General features: G+C 29.7%; 17 protein-coding genes (1 of these 17 only partly in view). 4 read left to right on the plus strand and 13 right to left on the minus strand.

Going from position 1 to position 20,814, the window contains the following annotated elements; genetic code table 11:
* The 7 genes from KEC93_RS24785 to KEC93_RS24815 all read right to left on the minus strand — a co-directional run.
* Positions 1-686, minus strand: partial view of a GNAT family N-acetyltransferase gene (locus KEC93_RS24785; RefSeq protein ID WP_077870062.1) — the 5' portion only. Its footprint begins 262 nt before the window's first position; the window shows 686 of its 948 coding nt (coding positions 1-686); its start codon is at positions 684-686; its stop codon lies beyond the left edge, outside the window.
* 614 nt (positions 687-1,300) lie between these two features.
* Entirely contained in the window at positions 1,301-2,122 is an 822-nt protein-coding gene (locus KEC93_RS24790) for a PTS system mannose/fructose/sorbose family transporter subunit IID (protein WP_012061061.1), read from the minus strand.
* 21 nt (positions 2,123-2,143) lie between these two features.
* Positions 2,144-2,935 (minus strand): PTS mannose/fructose/sorbose transporter subunit IIC, encoded by a 792-nt coding sequence (locus tag KEC93_RS24795; RefSeq protein ID WP_012061062.1) that lies wholly within the window; start codon positions 2,933-2,935, stop codon positions 2,144-2,146.
* Between the two features lie 148 nt (positions 2,936-3,083).
* On the minus strand, positions 3,084-3,575 hold the full coding sequence (locus KEC93_RS24800) for a mannose/fructose/sorbose PTS transporter subunit IIB (RefSeq protein ID WP_023976850.1): 492 nt from the start codon (positions 3,573-3,575) through the stop codon (positions 3,084-3,086).
* A 74-nt stretch (positions 3,576-3,649) separates the two neighbouring features.
* Positions 3,650-4,072 carry a mannose/fructose/sorbose PTS transporter subunit IIA gene (locus KEC93_RS24805; protein ID WP_077870011.1) on the minus strand — a complete coding sequence of 141 codons (423 nt, stop codon included), beginning with the start codon at positions 4,070-4,072 and terminating at the stop codon, positions 3,650-3,652.
* Positions 4,073-4,286: 214 nt separating this feature from the next.
* Positions 4,287-7,085, minus strand: coding sequence for a sigma-54-dependent transcriptional regulator (locus KEC93_RS24810; protein WP_077870010.1), 2,799 nt, complete (start codon positions 7,083-7,085; stop codon positions 4,287-4,289).
* Positions 7,086-7,264: 179 nt separating this feature from the next.
* Positions 7,265-8,026 carry a tRNA threonylcarbamoyladenosine dehydratase gene (locus KEC93_RS24815; protein WP_012061066.1) on the minus strand — a complete coding sequence of 254 codons (762 nt, stop codon included), beginning with the start codon at positions 8,024-8,026 and terminating at the stop codon, positions 7,265-7,267.
* Positions 8,027-8,458: 432 nt separating this feature from the next.
* On the opposite strand from KEC93_RS24815, the gene KEC93_RS24820 reads away from it, so the two are divergent.
* Positions 8,459-9,151 carry a 5'-methylthioadenosine/adenosylhomocysteine nucleosidase gene (locus KEC93_RS24820; RefSeq protein ID WP_077869673.1) on the plus strand — a complete coding sequence of 231 codons (693 nt, stop codon included), beginning with the start codon at positions 8,459-8,461 and terminating at the stop codon, positions 9,149-9,151.
* Positions 9,152-9,262: 111 nt separating this feature from the next.
* On the opposite strand, the gene KEC93_RS24825 is transcribed toward KEC93_RS24820, so the two are convergent.
* The 4 genes from KEC93_RS24825 to KEC93_RS24840 form a co-directional block, all read right to left on the minus strand.
* Positions 9,263-11,269 carry a methyl-accepting chemotaxis protein gene (locus KEC93_RS24825; protein WP_077869674.1) on the minus strand — a complete coding sequence of 669 codons (2,007 nt, stop codon included), beginning with the start codon at positions 11,267-11,269 and terminating at the stop codon, positions 9,263-9,265.
* A 387-nt stretch (positions 11,270-11,656) separates the two neighbouring features.
* A complete protein-coding gene (locus tag KEC93_RS24830) occupies positions 11,657-12,478 on the minus strand; it encodes a nitroreductase family protein (RefSeq protein ID WP_077869675.1) in 822 nt (273 codons plus the stop codon).
* A gap of 80 nt (positions 12,479-12,558) precedes the next feature.
* Entirely contained in the window at positions 12,559-13,152 is a 594-nt protein-coding gene (locus tag KEC93_RS24835; RefSeq protein ID WP_035790090.1) for a TetR/AcrR family transcriptional regulator, read from the minus strand.
* 207 nt (positions 13,153-13,359) lie between these two features.
* The gene (locus KEC93_RS24840; RefSeq protein ID WP_012061071.1) at positions 13,360-14,700 is read right to left on the minus strand and encodes a potassium channel family protein; all 1,341 of its coding nucleotides are present in this window, start codon (positions 14,698-14,700) and stop codon (positions 13,360-13,362) included.
* Positions 14,701-14,860: 160 nt separating this feature from the next.
* Here KEC93_RS24840 and KEC93_RS24845 point away from each other — a divergent pair, with 160 nt between their 5' ends.
* From KEC93_RS24845 to KEC93_RS24855, 3 genes are all read left to right on the plus strand, one after another.
* Positions 14,861-15,784: a DUF2935 domain-containing protein gene (locus tag KEC93_RS24845; RefSeq protein WP_012061072.1), complete on the plus strand. Its 924-nt coding sequence runs from the start codon at positions 14,861-14,863 to the stop codon at positions 15,782-15,784.
* Positions 15,785-16,150: 366 nt separating this feature from the next.
* Positions 16,151-16,582, plus strand: a complete 432-nt coding sequence (locus KEC93_RS24850) for a MarR family winged helix-turn-helix transcriptional regulator (protein ID WP_012061073.1) — start codon at positions 16,151-16,153, stop codon at positions 16,580-16,582.
* A gap of 19 nt (positions 16,583-16,601) precedes the next feature.
* Positions 16,602-17,807: an MFS transporter gene (locus KEC93_RS24855; RefSeq protein ID WP_023976857.1), complete on the plus strand. Its 1,206-nt coding sequence runs from the start codon at positions 16,602-16,604 to the stop codon at positions 17,805-17,807.
* Between the two features lie 644 nt (positions 17,808-18,451).
* On the opposite strand, the gene KEC93_RS24860 is transcribed toward KEC93_RS24855, so the two are convergent.
* Together KEC93_RS24860 and KEC93_RS24865 are read right to left on the minus strand one after the other, a co-directional pair.
* A complete protein-coding gene (locus tag KEC93_RS24860; protein ID WP_077869676.1) occupies positions 18,452-19,708 on the minus strand; it encodes a DUF1015 domain-containing protein in 1,257 nt (418 codons plus the stop codon).
* 17 nt (positions 19,709-19,725) lie between these two features.
* Complete coding sequence (locus KEC93_RS24865; RefSeq protein ID WP_077309884.1) at positions 19,726-20,634, minus strand: D-2-hydroxyacid dehydrogenase; 909 nt, start codon at positions 20,632-20,634, stop codon at positions 19,726-19,728.
* Between the last annotated feature and the right edge of the window lie 180 nt (positions 20,635-20,814).

Below are 20,814 nucleotides of genomic sequence, written 5' to 3' on the forward strand. Positions count from 1 at the left end.
AATATGCCATTCTTCAACGATCCATATATAATTCGTGAAAGTTTTATCTTTCCAATCAATTTTTCTTCTTTAAAAATACCCAAATCTACACTTGTTCCATTCAAAAATTCCTTATAACTCTTATTTAACAATTTTCTTTGTGTCTCAACTGTGTAGAAATCACTATCTCTACTTGGTTCGAAAGGAGCCAAGTAATTTTTATTTCTTTTATAATAATCCAACATTTCTTGAGCATTGCTAGGAGTCAGATTTCTAAGAATTATATTTTCCCCTTTTAATTCCACTAATGAATACCTGCACATTTGGTCATATTCAATTCTAGTTATACCAAATGACAGTTCATCAAGATATTCACCTTGAAAATATTCATTTTCATTAAATATTCCTTCTAGAGTAAAACCTAGATCTAAAAATGCAGTTAAGTCTATTTTTTCAAGAACTTTTATGTTAACCTTAAAAATATTCGGATCTTTAAATATTCCCTTTAATATAAGCGATAGTGTATCACTTAATAATTCATAATTATATTCTCTATAGAACTTAAGATTGACGTTGCATGTTTTGCTTCTGTCAGTTAATTCATCAGTACTGAATCTACCAATGATAATATCATCCATATCTCTTATTAAATATTCTGTTTTATTCGATCTATTTCCTTGTATCTTTACTTTCATGTTTGATTCCATATAATTCCCCTCTACAATTATGAAAATCTGTCTTCTCGATTCTTAATCCATTATTTATTATTTTCAACTTCACTATTCAACATTCCTATATAATCATTCAACACTTATTTTAATTTTCCTTTTTGCTGTAATCTTAGTTACTCTTATCAATTATATTTCCCTAAATTCTATATATAAGATTATTACTGGTTACATAAGTGCCACCTCATAACCCTATACGCCCTTCTTACACTAACTAAAAATTGATAATTAGAAAAGCAATATAATTATACTCTAGTTTCATAAATAACCCTCTCTTTTTAAAATATATAAGAGATTATATATTTCATATTTTTATAGCACCATATATACTAATATTGGTTTTCTAGATTTAATCTTGATTGTGAACTTACATTATTCAGATATCAAATGCAAATTTACTATTGTAGCTATATACTTAGACCTAATGCATAAATTTTATCCACAAAAGTCGGATTTACTACATACTTATACACAAAACCCACAATATATTGTTGATATTTCTACATACCATGCTAATATATTGCGGGTTCTATTTTTAAGGAAGTTTACTATATTATCTAATTTAACCGTTTATTTATTTGATATTTATATATCTACTGTAATATTCCACAAGCTACGCCCAAAATACCTACTGCAAATAATCCAAAGATTATTATTAATGGATTCACGTTCTTCTTTAATAGATACATACATAAAAATGTTAGTAAAAGCGGAACTAATCCTGGCATTAAGCTGTCTAGTACACTTTGAATAGTTGTAACTACTTCTTTTCCATCAGCTTGTGTATATTTAGAGAGAACAAAAGGTATATTAACAGTTGTCCATTTTGAAACAAGACCACCTATAACAAGTAATCCAAGTACTGAAGCACCTTCTGTAAGATATCTAAGTTTATTTCCTCCCATATCAGCAACTAATTGAGTTCCTTTTTCATATCCATAGAACATTCCATACCAGTTTGTTGCAAGTCTTATTGCATTGAATCCTATGAAGAAAATTAATGGTCCAATTATACTTCCTGTAAGTGCAAGTCCTGCCCCTAATGCTGCAAGCACAGGTCTTAGTGTTCCCCAGAATATTGGGTCTCCAACTCCGGCAAGTGGTCCCATAAGACCAATCTTAACACCACTTATTGATGCCTCATCTATATCTGCCCCATTTGCCTTTTGTTCTTCCATAGCTGCTGTTATTCCCATAATTGGCGTTGCCATAAATGGTTGTGTATTAAAGAATTCCAAATGTCTTTTAAGTGCTGCACTTAATTCGTCACCTTTATATAATTTCTTCAAAGCTGGAATTAATGTAACACAAAAACCTATTGCTTGCATTCTTTCAAAATTAAATGATCCCAATAAGAAATTTGAACGGATAAACATTTTTACTATATCACTTTTATTTAATTTCTTTTCACTCATTATTTTATCTCCTTTCTGTACTTACATTAACTCTGAATCATCAATATCATCAATACTTCCTGTTCCAGCTACTGCTACTTTACCTTCATTAGCTATTGATTTTATATGGAATATTGCTGCAATAACACCTACAGCACCAAAACCAATTAAATTGAAGTTTGTAAATGCTGCTAGTAGAAATCCAATGAAGAAGAATGGTAGTAATGATTTACTATTCATCATATTCATTACCATTGCATAACCAACAACTACTATAAATCCACCTGACACTTGAAGTCCTCTTGTAATAACTTGTGGTATAGCTGCAAGTGCTGCATTTACTGCATCTGTTCCTGCAAGTACTCCTACTATGGCTGCTGGTATCGCTACACGTATTGCTTGAAGTGATAGCCCTAGTATATGACACATTTCTATTCCTCTTGTGTTACCCTTTTCAGCATATTTATCAGCTAAGTGTTGGAAAAATACAGTTATTGTTCTCACAAATATAGTAAGAACTTGTCCTGCAGCTGCAATTGGTACTGCTACTGCTATACCTGCTCCAATTGATTGTTTACCGATTATAACAAGTATTGCTGAAATTACACTTGCAAGCGCCGCATCTGGTGCCATAGCTGCACCAACATTCATCCATCCTAATGCTAGCATTTCAAGTGTTCCACCTAGTATAATTCCTGTTTTAATATCCCCTAGTACAAGTCCAACCAATGTACATGCAATTATTGGTCTATGAAATTGTGCCTCATCAAGTACACTTGCCATACCAGTAATTGCTGCAACTATTACTAATAAAATTAATTGTAAAGTGCTCATTTGTAAATTCCCCTCTTTCTTTTAATTTATATATAAAAACTTTTTTAAATTTTATATATCTAATCTTTTAACAGGATTTATTATTCCTTCTATCAAAATCTAAGAGTTTTTAAAGGATCTTATCTTTGGTTTTAGGTAAAATTTATGTCTATATAAGTTGTAATTCTTTAAATTTGTCCATCAAATTTACTTTAGGATCTTTTGCTAGTTTCCTCACCTCTAATTCGATGCCTTTTTCATTAAGCTTTTTAAATGCCTCAATATCAACATCATTCATGCATAATGCATTTGTAACCTGTTTATCTCCAGCCTTATAGCACATTCCTCCAACGTTTACAGATTTAATAGGTACTCCACCTTCAACCATTCTTAATACATCTGTAGGGTTTGTAAATAAGAATAAAGTTTTAAAACTGTCAAATTTAGGATTATTATATGCTTCAATTGCCTTTGCTATTGGAAGCACATATGCTTTTATCCCTGGAGGCGCTACTTGAATTACTAATTGTTTTCTTAAGTCATCTGCTGCAACTTCATCACTGCAGGCAAATATTCTATTGCATCCACTATACTTTGTCCAAACTGTTGCAACTTGTCCATGTATTAATCTGTCATCTATTCTTACAAAACTAATTTCCATCTTTATATCTCACCTTTCAAATTTCATATTATAATTAAATTCATGTAATTCTTATACTAACTAATCATAGGTTGCTATATTATCTCATCATCTAAATCCTCTGCAATATTTTTAGATAAAGTTCTTATAGCCTCCTTTCCCGAATTTTCTGCAATTGATAAAAGTTCTGACACACTTGAAAAATCTCTACTTCCTAGAACCTCTAATATCATTGGGAGATTAACACCTGTCACAATTTCCATATTCTCATGCTTCATTGCAATTATGCTCGCTGCATTAAATGGACTTCCTCCAAAAAGGTCTACCATGAACAATACGCCATCTGTTGAATTCATTTTTTCTATAAGTGAATTGTATTTTTCAGCTAGAGCATCTATACCCTCCCCTGGCTGAAAAGTAACACTTCCCACATTTTCTTGGACTCCAAAAATCATTTCAGCTGATTTAAGGATTTCTTCCGAGAATATACCATGAGTACCTATGATTACTGCTATCATTATTTCATCATCCTTTCCTGCTACATATATTATTTCTATACCAATATACCTAGCAATTCCCATGCCAAAAAAAGTGTGTCAACAAATACCTTTCTCCAAACATGAATTCTAAACGCATACAATGCGGATAAGTTTTCACCTTGACACTCTAAAGTATTATTTGACACACTTTTAATTGTATTTTGACACATTATTTTTCTTATATAAACTAAATTTAACACACATCTATAACATCAATCATATAGTATAGCTCATCATCCGTCAGCTCTATTGATAAAGCTTCTTTAAATATTAAATTTGCTCTTCTTAACACTTCCAGATATCTTGGATTTAATTCTGAATCAGATGAATCATATACCAGTCCATTATTTAAAAGCATCCTTTCTAATGCACATGCAACATGAAACATAATTCTTAGTTTAGTTGGATTCTCATAATGTACATTCAAAGATTTTTCGATAGATTTTATAAAATCATCTAATAACGAATATATCTTTTCAGGATTAAGAAAGGTTAAAATCTCTGTTAAAGTTTGCTTACAAAGATTTTTTAAAACAATCTGATTTTCTCCTTTTATAACCGGATTAATATCCTTTCCTTCAATTATATTTCTTAAAATATTTTCTCCAGATCCATCAATTAGTTCTTCAATCGATATAAAGGGAATTCCCATATTAGGATTTGCTATTCCCACAAGTGCTAAAATTTTATTTTTCCGCGAAATCTGTTTTATTGACTCATTTAGATTATTTAATCCTACTGGGATTATTCTAACATTATCGTTAATTGAGATATTCTTTGCTACAGCTTCAACTAACTCTTTGAGTTTAATCGCAGCGCCCTTACCTGTGGAGCAAATTGTAATTATAGCATTCTCTTCTCCCATTTTACCTTCTGTCATCATATTATTAGTATATCCTCTAAAATCAGTAATTAAATATGAATATACTGAATTTAGATCAGCATCAAAAATTGAGCATTTTCTGACTGCTTCTAGTACTAGAGCCGTTGATACCATATCAATACTCTTAATATTTATCTTGGTCTTTTTCGTTATAGTTTCACCAAAACTATTTAAAGATCCCATATCTACTAAAAGTAATACACCTTTCCCTTCATCTACTTGCTTAACTTTTTCAATAACACTATCTATAATATCAGAAGGTTTTCTTTCAAGCGGCATATCAACTGCTGCAATATTATCTGCATCAAAAAGTTTTTTAGCCACCGCCACCATGCTTGTAGCAGTGCTTGTACCATGAGATGCAACTACTATTCCAACTCTTTCTTGATGTGATAATTCTTGTATTGAGCTTAGAAGTAAAGCTAAATATTCTATTTCAACTTCTGGAATTATTAAGTTATATCTATCCTCTATTAACTTATGAATCTCTTTAGCTACTCCATATTCTTTACTATTAGATGATAATGTTAACTCAATATTTGTTGAAAATGATACTGTGTTTTTCTTTATACGATTAAATAACGCGCTGAAATGTAGGCTTATGGCATATATAAATCTATCACTTAACTTTCTGCTCAATCTATTTTCAGCTAACATTTTTATTTCTTCAGCAAAATCAACAATATCTTTATCAACAATTTTCAATAAACCTTCTCTACGATACGCATCATTCTTGAATCTAGCATAAAATTGCTTTAAATGAACATTTATATCTGTTGTTATATAATTTTTAATATCCTGGTCACTCATACCTTCTTCTTGTAAAACAAATGCCTTGTCCTCTATAATATTGTAAATATTAAATGGTGGCTCATAAGCGTCAGTCTCTAAAAAAGTTTTGTTACCATCAGGTTTAACCACTAATGTACTAGGAACCCTTCCCCAAAAATTGGAATCATCTTTTATTTTACCTTCAAAATTAAGTATCCCATTTCTCATACTTTCTGGTAGTAAATCTAAATTTATCTCAATACATTTATCTGTATTCATGCAATTTAGAAATCCTGTGGCACAAACTAGCTGTATATTTGACTTTAATTGACCCACATTTCCATATGTTGTACTTCCAATTAATGCTTTTATCGATTCCGATGAAATTTTAATAGTCTTATTTACCCGTTGAGCTTCCTTAGAAAGTAAGTAGTGTATAAGTTCCAATTTATCTTGTAATGATCTCTCTTCAAAGTTAGGAATAACTATGGTTATAGGAATTCTTCTAATAAAAGTATTTAGTAATGTAGAATTAGGATCTTCTGTTGTAGCACCTATTAACAATACGTTAGCTTTGCGCTGCCTATCTGTTTCTCCAAGCTTATTATAGGTTCCTGTATCCATAAAATAGAAAATCATTTCTTGCCCTTCTGGTGGTAATCTATGTATCTCATCTAAAAATAATATTCCTCCATCAGCCTTTTCAACAATTCCCTCTTTTTCCTTATCAGCTCCTGTAAAAGCCCCCTTAATATGTCCAAAAATATACGATAAAAGTAATTGTGGATTATTAGCGTAATCTGCACAATTGAAAACAACAAAAGGTGCATCTTCAGGTAACTTTTTTATATATTTTGAATACTGGTACATTATATTAACAAATAAGCTTTTTCCAACTCCTGTACTTCCAATTATCAAGGTGTGAAGTCCATTAGGAGGATATAAAAGCGCAGCCTTTGCTTGTTCGATTTGATTTTTTAGGCTAGTATTAGCTCCAATTAAATAGTTAAAAGGAGATTTTTCTTCATCTCTTACCACATCTTCACTTGAGGCAAATTCCATTATATCTGATATCTCTTCCAAATCGTCTGGTAACTTTATAGATAATATTTCCTCAAAGGTTTTTCTATCGAAATAAAGAACAGGTCTATTTTTAATCTTAATGATTTTCGAATCTCTGCAGAGTGCATTAAGTTCTCTCGACACATTACTTCTTAATATTTCAAGATATTCTCCTATTTCCTGCGCACTAAATCCTTTAACTTCTAAGAGCTTATTCTTTGTAAATTTTTTTGAGTTATTTTCGATATAATTGTAAATCCTATCAATACGCTTCATGATGCTCACCTTCTTTTAGATTTGTCTATAATTAATAAAAAACTAACTCTTTCAAGTAAATATATAGTATCCTTTTACCAAAAAAAATACAATATACTTCATCAAAAGAGTCAGTTAAAATCAATTACTATAAATTTACTATATACTTGAAACTTTTATACCAATACCGGAATCTAGTACTACTTTATTTCTAATATATCCTTTATAACCTCTCCACCAATTATCATTCCTGCAACCGGAGGAACGAATGATATACTTCCCGGTATTTGTCTTTTAATAGCGCACTTCTTAGTACCACCAGTACAAACACATCCTGTTTTACATGTAACAACATCATCATAGTTAGGTTTTATCGGAACTTCTTCTGAATAAACTACCTTTAATTTTTCTATTCCTCTTTTACGTAACTCGGATCTCATAACCTTAGCCAAAGGACAGATTTTTGTCTTAAATATATCTGTAACTTTAAATTGTGTAGGATCTAATTTATTACCAGTTCCCATAGAACTCATTATTCTTATGCCCTTTTTATAACAATATTCTACTAATCCTAATTTAGCTGACACTGTATCTATTGCATCAACTACATAATCTACATCATCAGGAATTATAGACTCTATATTTTCTTGTGTAACAAAAATTTGATGTGTTATAACATTGCATGTTCTATTTATAGATAATATTCTTTCTTTCATCACTTCTACTTTAGGTTGACTTATTGTCTTATAGGTAGCATGCACTTGTCTATTTAAATTTGTTAAACAAACAGTATCATCATCAACAATGATTAATTCACCTACTCCTGCTCTTGCAAGAGCCTCTATAGTATAGCTCCCAACTCCACCTACTCCAAAAACAATAACTTTGCTATTTTTTAATTTATCTAATCCATCTTTACCTATCAAAAGTTCAGTTCTTGATAAAGAATGTTGTGCTGTCATAAATTTTCTCTCCTTATTATCTTATACTTTTAATTGATATTATAACACAAAAACAATCGAAAATTGGCAGTATAATTATTATATATTATAGCCTTAATAATGATTATTTACATATATATGTTAATTAATACCAAAACCTTTCTTTTAATTTAACATTAGTGCATAAATAATTTTACAAATTTATCTATTAAATTGTCAAACTAATGATTATAATATATATTAAGTATCATATATGTTTAACCAAAATATTTATTTTACTATAATTTATTGAATTTAGTATAGATATGATGAAATTTACTGCTTTCGTTCATATTAAGAACTTGTTCATTTTTAATTTCTATATATTACTCAATAAATTTACATAATAATTAAATATATACATAGGTTATATCATATTTATTAATTAATTATTTTAGGAGGCTCACTTTATATATGATTATTGGAATAATTGCTGCTATGGCAGAAGAATTAGAACTATTACTAAATGATTTAACTATTGAAGAAAAAAAAGATAAGGCTAATATGACTTTCCACAAAGGAAAATTATATGGAAAAGATGTTGTAGCTGTAGTTTGCGGTATCGGTAAAGTTAATTCAGCTATTTGCACTCAAATATTAGCATCTGAATACAAAGTAGATAAAATTATTAACGTAGGAGTTGCTGGTGGAATAGGAAAAGAAATTTATCCTGGTGATATTGTTGTTGCTGAAAATTTAGTTCAACATGACATGGATACTACAGCTTTCGGAGATAAGGTTGGGCAGATTCCAAGACTCGATACATTTGACTTTAAATGTGATAAAGAAATGGTTTCTATAGCTAAGAATGCATGCGAGAAAATTGCAGAATTAAATAGTTTTACAGGAAGAATCGTTTCTGGTGACCAATTCATAGCAAATATAGAAAAAATTCATTGGCTTGATCAGGAGTTTGGAGCAATATCTTGTGAAATGGAAGGCGCTAGTATAGCTCAAGTTTGCTATCTAAACGCAATTCCTTTTGTAGTTATAAGATCTATTTCTGATAACGCAAATAATGGTGCTCATATGGATTATGAGAAATTTGTACCGATCGCAGTTAAAAATTCTACTAGAATAATAAAACAAATGTTAGAAATGATGTAGTAAAAATAATATCTTATATAGGGAAAGTCGTCTTTTATAAGTGTCTAAATATATTTATATACACTTATAAAAGACGGCTTTCTTTATATTAATGTCTTCCTATTTAAAATACTATTCTACAGTAAACCTCTTTAATTCCTCTTGCAATTTATATGATATTTGTTGCAAATTGCCAGCATACTCTGTTAATTCTGCCATTGTTGCATTTACTTCCTGAGCTGATGCTGTAACCTCTTCAGATATTGATGCCGATTCCTCTGAAACCGCTGCTATATTTTCAATTTGCGTCTTAACTTCTTCTTTATTTAATTTCATTTTTTCATTTAAGACCTTAATATTTTCTATTGCGCCTGTTAAAGGAATTATAGAATCAACTATTTCATTAAATATACCTTCTGTTTTCTTTATTGCCTCTCCTTGTTTTTGTGACATTTCTCTACTTTCTTTCATGGCTATTTTGGTAGAATCGCTCTTATTATTTATTTCTGAAACAATTGCTTTTATTTCATCTGTAGATTTTTTTGATTCTTCTGCTAGTTTTCTGATTTCTTCTGCAACCACCGCAAAGCCTTTTCCCGCATCTCCAGCTCTTGCAGCTTCTATACTTGCATTTAAAGCTAAAAGATTAGTTTGTTCAGTTATTCCTGCTATTACATCCGATATATAATTTATTTTATTTATACTTTCTCCCATTTCATGAACCATGCCGCCAGACTTAATTGCATTTTCTTTAGACTTTTCAGCTTTAAATATCAAGTCATTAAGTATAGATAATCCTTGAGTACCTAATTTCTCAGCTTCACCAGCTAACTCATTAATATGATTAGTCTCTCCATCAACTTCATCTATCCTATTTGATAATTCTTCAGTACTCGTTGCAACCTCTGTTGCTGATTGCGCTTGATTTGTAGCTCCATTTGCAACTTCTTGTATTGCATTTGAAACTTCTGATACTGATGCAGTTGTTTCCTCAGACATACTAGATATATTTCCTGATGCCTCCAATAAATCAGATGATGTATTTTGAATTCCTTTCAATAACTTCGAGATATTCTCTACCATAAAATTAAAGTTATCTCCAAGTTCAGCGAATTCATCTTTAGCCGTTACAATTATTCTTTTACTGAAGTCTCCTTCAGCTACTGTACTAAACGCTTCTTTTAATTTATGTATTTCTTTCACAATATACGATGCTGAAATCATTGATATAATTATTCCTATAATTACACATAATAAATTAGCAGTAATAACTGTTACCTTCATTGTTAAAACATTATTTGTTACTTCTTTGCCATCAATTATACCTACCATTTTCCACCCTGTTAAAGCATCTGTTTCTTGACAGGCATAAAATGCTTTCCCATTATTTTCCCAATTATATACTCCTCTTTCTTCATTTTTAGCTGATTCCCAAAATGGTAATTTACTAATATTATCATCTATCTCTTTATTATTATTGTTATTTGCTACTACATCTCCATCATTATCAACTAGTACTATGAATCCCGTATTCAGTAGTTTTATGTTACTAATATATTCTTGCATGGAATCTAAAGACATATCTATTACTATTACCCCGGTGATTTGTCCATTATTATCTTTAACAGCTTGAGCAACTGTCATTACTTGCTTTCCTGTTACGCTATCTTTATATGGTTTTATGTATACAACCTTTCCATCAGCTTCCTTAGCTTTCTTATACCATTCCCTTTCTTTATAATTGAAATCATTAATACTCATCGTTCCGCTATCTAATACAAGCTCTCCATATTCAGTTGCATATCCTGCATTAATAATTCCATTTATTGAATCCTTAGTATCTTTAAACATACCTTGTACATATTTAGATATTAGTGCATGATCTACTTGCGGATTTGATAAATCTTTGATATCGGCATTTTTCGATATTACTCTCAATTGAGTATTCAAAATTTCTAGATATTGCGAAAAACCTTTATCAACTTCTTTAATAGTTTGAACACTTGTAGTCTTCAAATTATTCTCCAAAACAACATCAGACTTAAAAATTGCTACTAATCCAACAGTTACAGTTGGGAGTAGAAGCATAATGATAATTCCAATCACTATCTTTCTAAACAGCTTACTATTCCTATTCATTTCATTAACACTCCTATAAACTTTATCTTTCTCTAGAATTAACTACATTAATATACATAATACTACAAATAGTAAATATAAACACAACTTATCTGTAATAATATAACTTAATAGGTTAAATATAATATTTTCATGATAACATTGTATTTTACTATATTCAAGTAGTCGAAAATAAGCTAATTGAATATCCTTGATTTTAATATTCACTTTTACTTGCAAAGATAAATGTTAATCTAATTTAATATTTAATTTAGCCTAATTATTTTATTATCATAAATAATTAGGCTGTATTACAAAGATCTTTAATTTTTTATCAATAAAATAGAGTCATCTTATACTGGGAACCCAATCTAAGATAACTCTATTTTTACTATATAATATTAATTCCTATTTCCAAGAGATATTTGCATCTCTTCTTGGAACAGTTCTAACATATTTCACATTAGGATATCCAACAACCATACATGTTACAATTTCTTCTTTACCTTTTAAACCAAGTAAGTCTCTTATTTCATCATTTCCCTGTGCTGCCATTGTAAAGAATCCACTAAAAAATGTTCCAAGGCCTAAAGCATTAGTCATAAGCTCCATATTAGATGACGCTAAAGAAGCATTTACAGTCGAGTCTGAAACTGCAAGAATTAACGCAGGTGCATTAAAAAATAATTTATCATTCTTCTTAGAATCCTCTTTATAGTCATTATACATTTTAATCCACATTTGTGCATATCTCTTGAAAGGTAAAGTTTGTGGATTTAGATTTTTAAGTATTTCTTCCCCTCTAGTTTTTAAGTTTTTTAAAGCCAATTCCTTCAATAATTCAATATTATCTTCCACAACTACATATGAAACATTTTGACTATTAGTTCCAGTTTGAGTGAATCTACCAGCCTCAATAATTTTTAATATCTTTTCTTTTTCTACTTCTTTATCTTTAAATTGTCTTGTAGTTCTCCTAAATTTAATAAAATTAAGAAGTTTCTCCGATTCTATCTTAAACTCAGACTCATTATAATCTTTTACATCTTCCATATTATATTCATCTGTAGATACTGCTCCTTTAGGGCAAACTGCAATACAGTGTCCACACTTCATACATCTAACATTTTTGATTTCTGCCTTGTTTCCATTTATCTCAATATCATTAGGAAAACAATCTTTAACACAAAGTCCACATCCCACACACTTTTCTTTATCTACAATCATCATAGTATAATTACTCCTTTTATATTAAATTTATCTATTATTATTTTTAAGTATCCACAATATATTTATATAAATTTGCCTACCTATTTCATCTTAGACATATTACAATTGACTAATTCATTAACTAAATTCTCAATTGCTTTTTCTCTATCCTCTTTTTTATAGAAATCAAATCCCATTTCATTCTTTATATTTTCTGCCTTTAAGAATATGTAATTTAAATATCCTGCAATTAAGTAGTTCTTAACCCAAAATTTATGCGTGTCATCTCCATAAAGTTCCCTAAGGCACTTATTGTATTCCTCTTCTGACCCTAGTAAATGTGCTGTCATCTGATTATTCTCTAAGTCATCTAAAATCGCAATCTTAGAAATTTCAGAATTATCTGCAATAAAGTTTGCAACTTCTTTTAATATGAAGGTGAGTCTATAAATTGATGATTCATTACTCTTTGATTTCATTTTCTCACTTAAAGATCTCGTTGCACAACTCATAACCTTTTTTACTGCTAGACGAATTAAATTATCTTTACTCTGGAAATGATAGTTTACCATTCCATTACCAAGTCCTGCCTTCTCGGTAATATCTTTTACGGTAATTTCACTAGGCTTTTTGCCTTCACATATCATATGTATAGTAACATCTATCAACTTTTCTTTAGCATCATTTTCTCCCATGTTTTCACCTCCTATTATTATAGACTCTGCATATTGAACACCATACTGTATAACATACAGTATACTATTCAATAACTATTTGTCAAGCTAATGAACTTTGATAAATAAAAATCACCGCAAAAATGCAGTGATTTTTTTATTGATATTCATAAGTTCTCAAGAGTTAATTTTAAGACTTTAACTTTGAAATTAACATATTTACTTTCATTACATAAATCTTCTTGATAGAGATACTACAAAGCTCGATGTAAAAAACACTCCCAAGAATGACTCTAAACTAACAGCCATCTTCATCCAGTTTAGCGGGATTATATCACCATATCCAACGGTTGTAAATGTTATTATTGTAAAATATAATGTATTACCAAACTTACTAATTAAAAAATTAGCATCAAAATTCGAATTCTTAAGCATTTCAAATACTGTTATGAATAAATTTTTTGAATTCAATTGAACATCCTTACACATCAGCAAATTAGGAAAGAAACAGTATAGTAGAAAAAATGAAACAATCACTACTACCATAGACAATAATGTTCTCTCCCAACTTGTATAGTACTTTGTAGTTATGCCAATTAAATAATACAGCAAATTAAAATTACCTTTATTTTTACTTTTTCTCTCTAATCTCTCATACTTCTTAAAATAATAAAGCGTTTCAAGGTATTGATCTATCCTTCCACTAGATTTATATATATCTGATACGATCAAAAAGTTCCATTTTGTTTTCTTAAAGTCATTGTCAAAAATTAGAGGCTTGTACTTTTTGTTTTCCAATAGTTCATATTCCAGATAACATTTATCTGAGAAATTAGTTTTATACAGACTAAACTTACCTTTAATATCATCAAAATTAATTTCTGATTTTTTATAAAAAGAACACTGCAAAAAACTTAATTCCCCATTTATATCTAACTCCAACTTGCTTAATCCTTCAAATCTACAATCAACAAAGCATAATTCCTTTTCTCCTTTAATTTTGTCAAGGATAAAATCATTCAGTATGTTAACTTCTTGGAAAAGCAAATTTTCTTTAAATATAGATGCATTTCCATAGAATTTTCCAACCTCAGAATTCTCCACTATTATGCTTTCTTTAACCACAGTTTCACTTATTCTTAACTTATCACAGTTTATGAACCTTACAAACATGTTATTTCTTATTATGCAATTATTGATTTTTATTCTTTTATAATCTCCCCCTAATAATTCTATATCCTCAACAAATTCACAATTATTAAGTATCAGTCGTAAATGACTATCCATTTTGAGATTAGAATAGCTATCAAATCTAAATTTCTTTAAAAATATAGTATTATAAAATTCTCCTAAAATATTATTACATTCAAATGTCACTAATAAGCCACTTCTATTTTCTGTATGACCTTTATGGTCATTAAGATATTCCAATAGCTCTTTCTCTGTAAAAATGACTCTATATTCCAATATAACTCCATCTTTATCAATCAATATAAAATCATCTTTTTCTTTAATATCTTTTTCTAGCTCTAATTCATCAAAGCCTTTAGTTAATATTTCTTTATTCATTATCTACCTCATCCTAAAGTATATATAACTTTTATTTTATTATATATTATTTACCACCCAGCTTCCATAATAATGCGAATTGATAAAAATTAATATATCACTTAATTTTTATTTTTGAATATATTAATAAAGATATAAAGAATATATTCAGGAGTAGAAAATGCTATCAAAGCAAGAGTTTATTAACCAATCTTTAGAATTAAACTTATTCTTTCTAAGAATTATGCGGGAACACTCGATATTTATTGAAGCAGCCCTACCACCAAAGAACAAAGATCTTATAAGTCAAGCTGATGCCTTTAAAAATGAGTTTACAACTTTACTCTCTCGTGCCATATTACTATCAGATGGAGTTATCCCTTTCGAAACATTAGATTCCAATGAAATAAGCACAAAATATACAATGGATGCTGAAAAGGCTACTCAATTTGCTACTGGAATTTTTATAGACTCTAATATAACTTCTATGGAAAAGTCATTAATATCTGGCATGAGAAATAGTGATACATCTATGTTAACCGATAATGTATATATGCTTAACCACCAGTCTATAGCTGCAACTAATATGATTATTAAATTTAAAACAAAACTTAGAAATGATGTTCTATCTTGTAAGATATTTACGACTTTATACCCTGCAGTTCTAAACCATGTGCTTAGTGAAGCAATAATATTTACAGAGCTTCTAACACGATTGCAAAGTGGTGTCGGAATTGGTACTAAGAGAGATATACTAATACTTGAAAACTTTTGGGATGATAAGTTAGCAGAACATTCATTTACTATTAGAGGAATGCTAGATCCTACCGAAGTAGAATTATTCAATATAGCTAATAATTTCGGAAAAGAATTCGTGGCATTGAGAGATGAGGCTTCTGATATGGATAAATCAGCAGAAGATTTGTCTGAACTTACCGAGACTACCTTAAGTGCAGCCACTAATCTCAGAAATTTCAAAGCCCAGAGTACTGAAGGGCTTTTAACTTGTAAAATTAAATCAATAATTCTACCACTCTTTGCTGATCATGTTCTTAGAGAATCAAATCACTATATAAACTTATTAAAATCCTTCAGCAACATTTAAATTCATTTAATTTGAAGTAATTTATAACTCAAAATAGACAAGACAGTTAAATTAATTCCGTCTAAATATATCTCTCGATTGATTAGTAGAACATATCTTTATCAATCAAATATAAAAGTGGCATAAGTATTAAATATTTATGTTGTTGTTCACACATTATAAACAAAGTTATCAACAGAATCTGTTGATAACTTTGTTTATAATGTGGATCTTTTTATTATTAATAAATTTTCTTTTCATTATAGTTTTTATTCTATAATCAAATTAGTCTTGATTTTTTTTCAATTATACTTATAATTAATTGTTGTAGCAACTATTTGTAAAACAATTATATTTACAACAACTTTATTTACTGGAGGTAATTATATGTTTGAATCCTATGATCAAGATATTGGAATGTTGACAAATAAAGTTTCTAAAAAATTAACATCTTATCTAAATAATAAATTAGAAAAATTTAATATTACAACCGAGCAATGGACAGTACTATTAAAACTCTCTAAAAAGAATAAAATAAGTCAGAAACTTTTAGCTGAAGTTTCAGGCAAAGACCAGTCCACTTTAGCTAGAATACTTGATATACTTGAAAGAAAGGCTTTTATTGAAAGACATCCAAGCAAAGAGGATAGACGTTCCTTTGAAATCCATATAACAGATAGCGGTTTAAATATTATTGGAGAGGTTTCTCCTTTTTTAGAAGATTTATTTAATAAATTACTTAAAGACATATCTCTTGAAAAACTGGAAGTATATAATGCAGTTCTTTTAAAAATTGATAAAAATATAAATAGTTTATAATACAAAAGGAGGAATCAATGTGGAAATAAAAAATCATTTTAATTCATCAAAACTTTGGACCAAAAATTATATATTTATGCTACTTTCAAATTTATTTATATACTTAGCTTTTTATATGTTAACTCCAACTCTTCCTGCATATGCCAAGCTATGTGGCGGTAATAATTTAGAAGCCAGCCTAGTTGTAAGTACATTTTCAATAACTTCTTTACTTGTTAGATTATTCATAGGCAATATTATGGATAGGATCGAAATCAAACCTCTACTGCTTTTAGGCGCTCTAATACTTGCTGGAAGCACACTATCATATATCTGGCTTCCAATAGATGCAATAATATTGGTTCGCGTCATTCAAGGCATAGGTTGGGGACTTGCTTCTACTGGTGCTGCTGCAATTTTTTCTAATATTGTGCCAAAAGAGAAACGCGGTGAGGGCATGGGCTACTATTCTCTTTCAATGATAATATCCATGGCATTATCTCCTATGGTTGCAATAGTAATAATGAATTTATACAGTTTTAAAAATATTGTTCTTATTTCAATAACTTTAGTAGGTATTGGTATTATATTTCTCAGTCAAGTTAAATCAACTATAAAAATCTCTTCAACATCTAATACGATTTCCAAATGCTCATTAAAAGATTCCTTTGAAAAAAAAGCAGCCTTGCCTTCTTTATTATGCTTTTTTCTTGTAATCACATTATGTGGAATTATGAGTTATATAATGTTATACGGGCAGGAGCTAAAAATATCCTCTATTTGGATTTATTTTATTGGATTTGTTGCAATGATTTTAATAACACGGCCTCTTGTTGGAAAAATATTTGATGAAAAAGGACATGCTGTAGTAATATTACCCGGCTCAATTTGCTTAATAATAGGTCTTATAACTCTCTCCTATGCAAACTCTATTTTAATGCTTATACTCTCCTCCTTATTCTACGGACTTGGGTATGGTGCCGTTCAGCCTTCTCTTCAAGCTTGGGCTGTAAACCGATCTCCTTCTAATAGGCAGGGAGCTGCTAACGGAACTTTCTTATCTTCCATGGATTTATCCTATACACTTGGATCAATTCTTCTAAGTTTCATTGCTGAGCATAAAAGTTATGCAATTATGTATAGATTTTCTGCTATTTTTATAATTTTGCTTTTATTGATATACTCCTATTATGTTTTTATAGATAATTCTGAAGAACCAGAAATTATAGAAGAGAAACTTTCCTAAATTAAAGGGTTGTTGCATTAGTGGAATTCCACTTTGCTAACATCCTTCAGTTCCTTTATCAATTCTAATTTTCTATCTATTAAATTCTGAATCCTTTTATCTCATTTAAAGTCTGTATAAATCTATCCACAAAACATTCCTTTTTACTTTAGATATATCCACATTAATCACAGTTTTTTTATAATAAGTTTTGCAGAAAACTAAACAGGAAAAAGGACATAGGAAAAGGAATAAGATTATTTTAACGTGACACCTATATAAATATACTAGGCTGAAACCTTGATGTTTCCTATAAATATTTACATATGTTTATATTTTTCTATTTAAATATTTACATTTTTAAATAGTTTTCTATAAACGTAGATTCCTTTTTAAATATATTCCTATAAATATATTTATCTTTATACATATGTTTATAGAAAAATATTAAAATATATTTATTTTTCATTAAATAGAAACTGAACACAACTTTATTTTTAAGCAAAAAAAGAGCATAAATTCGAATTAAGAAAACCGACCCGAAGGGTATGTTCTACTCGCTTTTATGCTCTATCTTTTATTCTATTTTGAGTTCTCTTTTTTACTGCTCCGCCACGTAGTCAATCTTTTTTATTTCTTAGTTAATCTTTTTTTGACGGGGACAACTATTTTAATTCATGAATAAATAATCCACTTCTTAATTTAGGCTCAAACCATGTTGATTTTGGTGGCATTACCTCTCCAATATCAGCAACATCCATAATGTCATGAACCTCTGTTGGATACATAGAAAAAGCAATCTTCATATCTGAATTAACTCTTTTTTCAAGCTCTTTGATTCCTCTGATACCGCCTATAAAGTCAATTCTATCTGATGTTCTGACATCTTCAATTCCTAAGATTGGTGTTAGTACATTACTTTGAAGAATTGCAACATCAAGTTGCGCTATAGGATTATTTTCATCAAACGTCCCATCTTTTGCCTCTAATAAATACCATTCTCCTTCAACATCCATCCCAAATGTATGCTTCTTAGCAGGCTTTACAGGCACATTATTTTCAGATTTAGTTACAATAAAGTTTTCCTCTAACTTCGTAATCAATTCTTCTTTAGTCATTCCATTTAAATCTTTAACAACTCTGTTATAATCCATAACCATTAGATCATTATCAGGGAATGCAACCGCTAAGAAATAGTTAAACTCTTCCTCACCAGTATAATTTGGATTTTCGGCTCTTCTCTTAAGCCCAACTTTTACAGCGGAAGCCGATCTATGATGACCATCTGCAATATATAAATAATCTATTTCCTTAAATAGGTCAACTATTTCGTCTATAATAATTTCATTATCTACAACCCATACAATGTGCGTTATACCATCTTCGGCTACGAAATTATATATAGGTTTTCTTTTACTTTCATTCTGAATCCAAGCATCTATTATTTCTGATGCAATTTGATCTTCCTTGTATGTTAAGAAAATTGGCCCAGTATTTGCATCACAATAATCAACATGATTAATTCTATCCTGTTCCTTATCCGCCCTTGTAAACTCGTGTTTTTTAATTATATTATTCATATAATCATCTATAGATGCACAGAATACAATTCCTGTTTGAGATCTTCCATTCATTATTTGCCTATATATGTATAAACAAGGTTCTTCATCTTGAATAAATTCTCCATCTCTTATCATTCTATCAAGATTTTCTTTAGCCTTTGCATATACCTTAGGATCATGTACATCTATTTCTGGATCTAAATCTATTTCTGGTCTATCAACGTGGAGAAATGAGTGTGGATTTCCAACCACCATTTCTCTTGCTTCATCACTACTCATTACATCATATGGTAAAGCTGCTATTTTTGAAGCTAATTCCTTAACTGGTCTAATTCCTCTAAAAGCTTTAACTATCGCCATCAAAAATTCCTCCTAAATTATAGATTAAAGAATTCCTTTATTACTGAAACTACTTCTTCACCTATTCTTGTTTGAGCTTCTTTAGTTGCAGCTCCAATGTGTGGGGTAGCACTAACTTTCGGATGGTTAATTAATTCTTCATTCTTAGTTGGCTCCTCTTCAAATACATCAATACCAGCTCCAGCAATTTCACCTTTATTAAGTGCTTCTATTAATGCTGCTTCATCAACGACCTTACCTCTAGCACAATTAATAAGATATGCTGTATTCTTCATTAATTCCAATTCTTTTTTTCCTATTAATGAACCAGCCGCTTTATCATAAGGTACATGAAGTGAAATAAAATCTGAAACCTTTAATACTTCTTCTAAAGATACAAAATCATAATCTAAATCATCATGTCTTCCTTCAATTGTATAATATACAACCTTCATACCCAAAGCAGTTGCCTTTTTAGCTAAAGATTGACCTATTCTTCCCATTCCAACGATTCCAAGTGTTTTACCCGCAATTTCAGTTCCTTCATATTTCTTTTTATTCCATTCACCATTTCTCATAGTGTAGTTAGATATCGCAATAAATCTTGCAAGTGCAAACATATGACCAATTGCAAGTTCTGCAACTGAATCTGAGCTTGCTGATGGAGTATTTCTTACTGTTACTCCTTTTCCTTGTGCAGCAGGAATATCTATGTTATCTATTCCAACACCAGCTCTAATAGCCAATTTTAAATTTCCGCCTGCTTCTGCTTCAAATACATCAGCTGTAAGCTTAGTAGCTGATCTAATAACAACTGCATCAAATTCCTTTAATTTCGCCCCCAATATATCTTGGTTAAAGTGTTCATTGACAACTTCTACTCCCAATCCATTCAATGCCTCAATTGACGCATTTTCTAATCCGTCGTTTGTTAATACTTTGATCATGTTTAAAATCCCCCTTAATTTAAATACGCTTATTGCTAATATTTCTAATAAAATTTATAAGCTTCAAACAATAACTAATTGTTATATCATAGTTATTAACTACTAATATTATTAGTCAGATAAATTATCCGCCTTTTCATAATAGCTAACATAAATTCACACAATTAATTATAATTCCAC

It is taken from the genome of Clostridium beijerinckii, assembly GCF_018223745.1.
Lineage (GTDB): Bacteria > Bacillota > Clostridia > Clostridiales > Clostridiaceae > Clostridium > Clostridium beijerinckii.

Excerpts from the sequence above, each read along its gene's own strand:
- KEC93_RS24805 (WP_077870011.1), bottom strand. The coding sequence starts at position 4,072 with ATGATAGCAGTAATCATAGGTACTCATGGTATATTCTCGGAAGAAATC.
- KEC93_RS24840 (WP_012061071.1), bottom strand. The coding sequence starts at position 14,700 with ATGAATAAAGAAATATTAACTAAAGGCTTTGATGAATTAGAGCTAGAA.
- KEC93_RS24860 (WP_077869676.1), bottom strand. The coding sequence starts at position 19,708 with ATGGCGATAGTTAAAGCTTTTAGAGGAATTAGACCAGTTAAGGAATTA.
- KEC93_RS24790 (WP_012061061.1), bottom strand. The coding sequence starts at position 2,122 with ATGAGTGAAAAGAAATTAAATAAAAGTGATATAGTAAAAATGTTTATC.
- KEC93_RS24795 (WP_012061062.1), bottom strand. The coding sequence starts at position 2,935 with ATGAGCACTTTACAATTAATTTTATTAGTAATAGTTGCAGCAATTACT.
- KEC93_RS24835 (WP_035790090.1), bottom strand. The coding sequence starts at position 13,152 with ATGGGAGAAAATGATGCTAAAGAAAAGTTGATAGATGTTACTATACAT.
- KEC93_RS24845 (WP_012061072.1), top strand. The coding sequence starts at position 14,861 with ATGCTATCAAAGCAAGAGTTTATTAACCAATCTTTAGAATTAAACTTA.
- KEC93_RS24825 (WP_077869674.1), bottom strand. The coding sequence starts at position 11,269 with ATGAATAGGAATAGTAAGCTGTTTAGAAAGATAGTGATTGGAATTATC.
- KEC93_RS24810 (WP_077870010.1), bottom strand. The coding sequence starts at position 7,085 with ATGAAGCGTATTGATAGGATTTACAATTATATCGAAAATAACTCAAAA.
- KEC93_RS24865 (WP_077309884.1), bottom strand. The coding sequence starts at position 20,634 with ATGATCAAAGTATTAACAAACGACGGATTAGAAAATGCGTCAATTGAG.
- KEC93_RS24815 (WP_012061066.1), bottom strand. The coding sequence starts at position 8,026 with ATGACAGCACAACATTCTTTATCAAGAACTGAACTTTTGATAGGTAAA.
- KEC93_RS24850 (WP_012061073.1), top strand. The coding sequence starts at position 16,151 with ATGTTTGAATCCTATGATCAAGATATTGGAATGTTGACAAATAAAGTT.
- KEC93_RS24820 (WP_077869673.1), top strand. The coding sequence starts at position 8,459 with ATGATTATTGGAATAATTGCTGCTATGGCAGAAGAATTAGAACTATTA.
- KEC93_RS24800 (WP_023976850.1), bottom strand. The coding sequence starts at position 3,575 with ATGGAAATTAGTTTTGTAAGAATAGATGACAGATTAATACATGGACAA.
- KEC93_RS24830 (WP_077869675.1), bottom strand. The coding sequence starts at position 12,478 with ATGATGATTGTAGATAAAGAAAAGTGTGTGGGATGTGGACTTTGTGTT.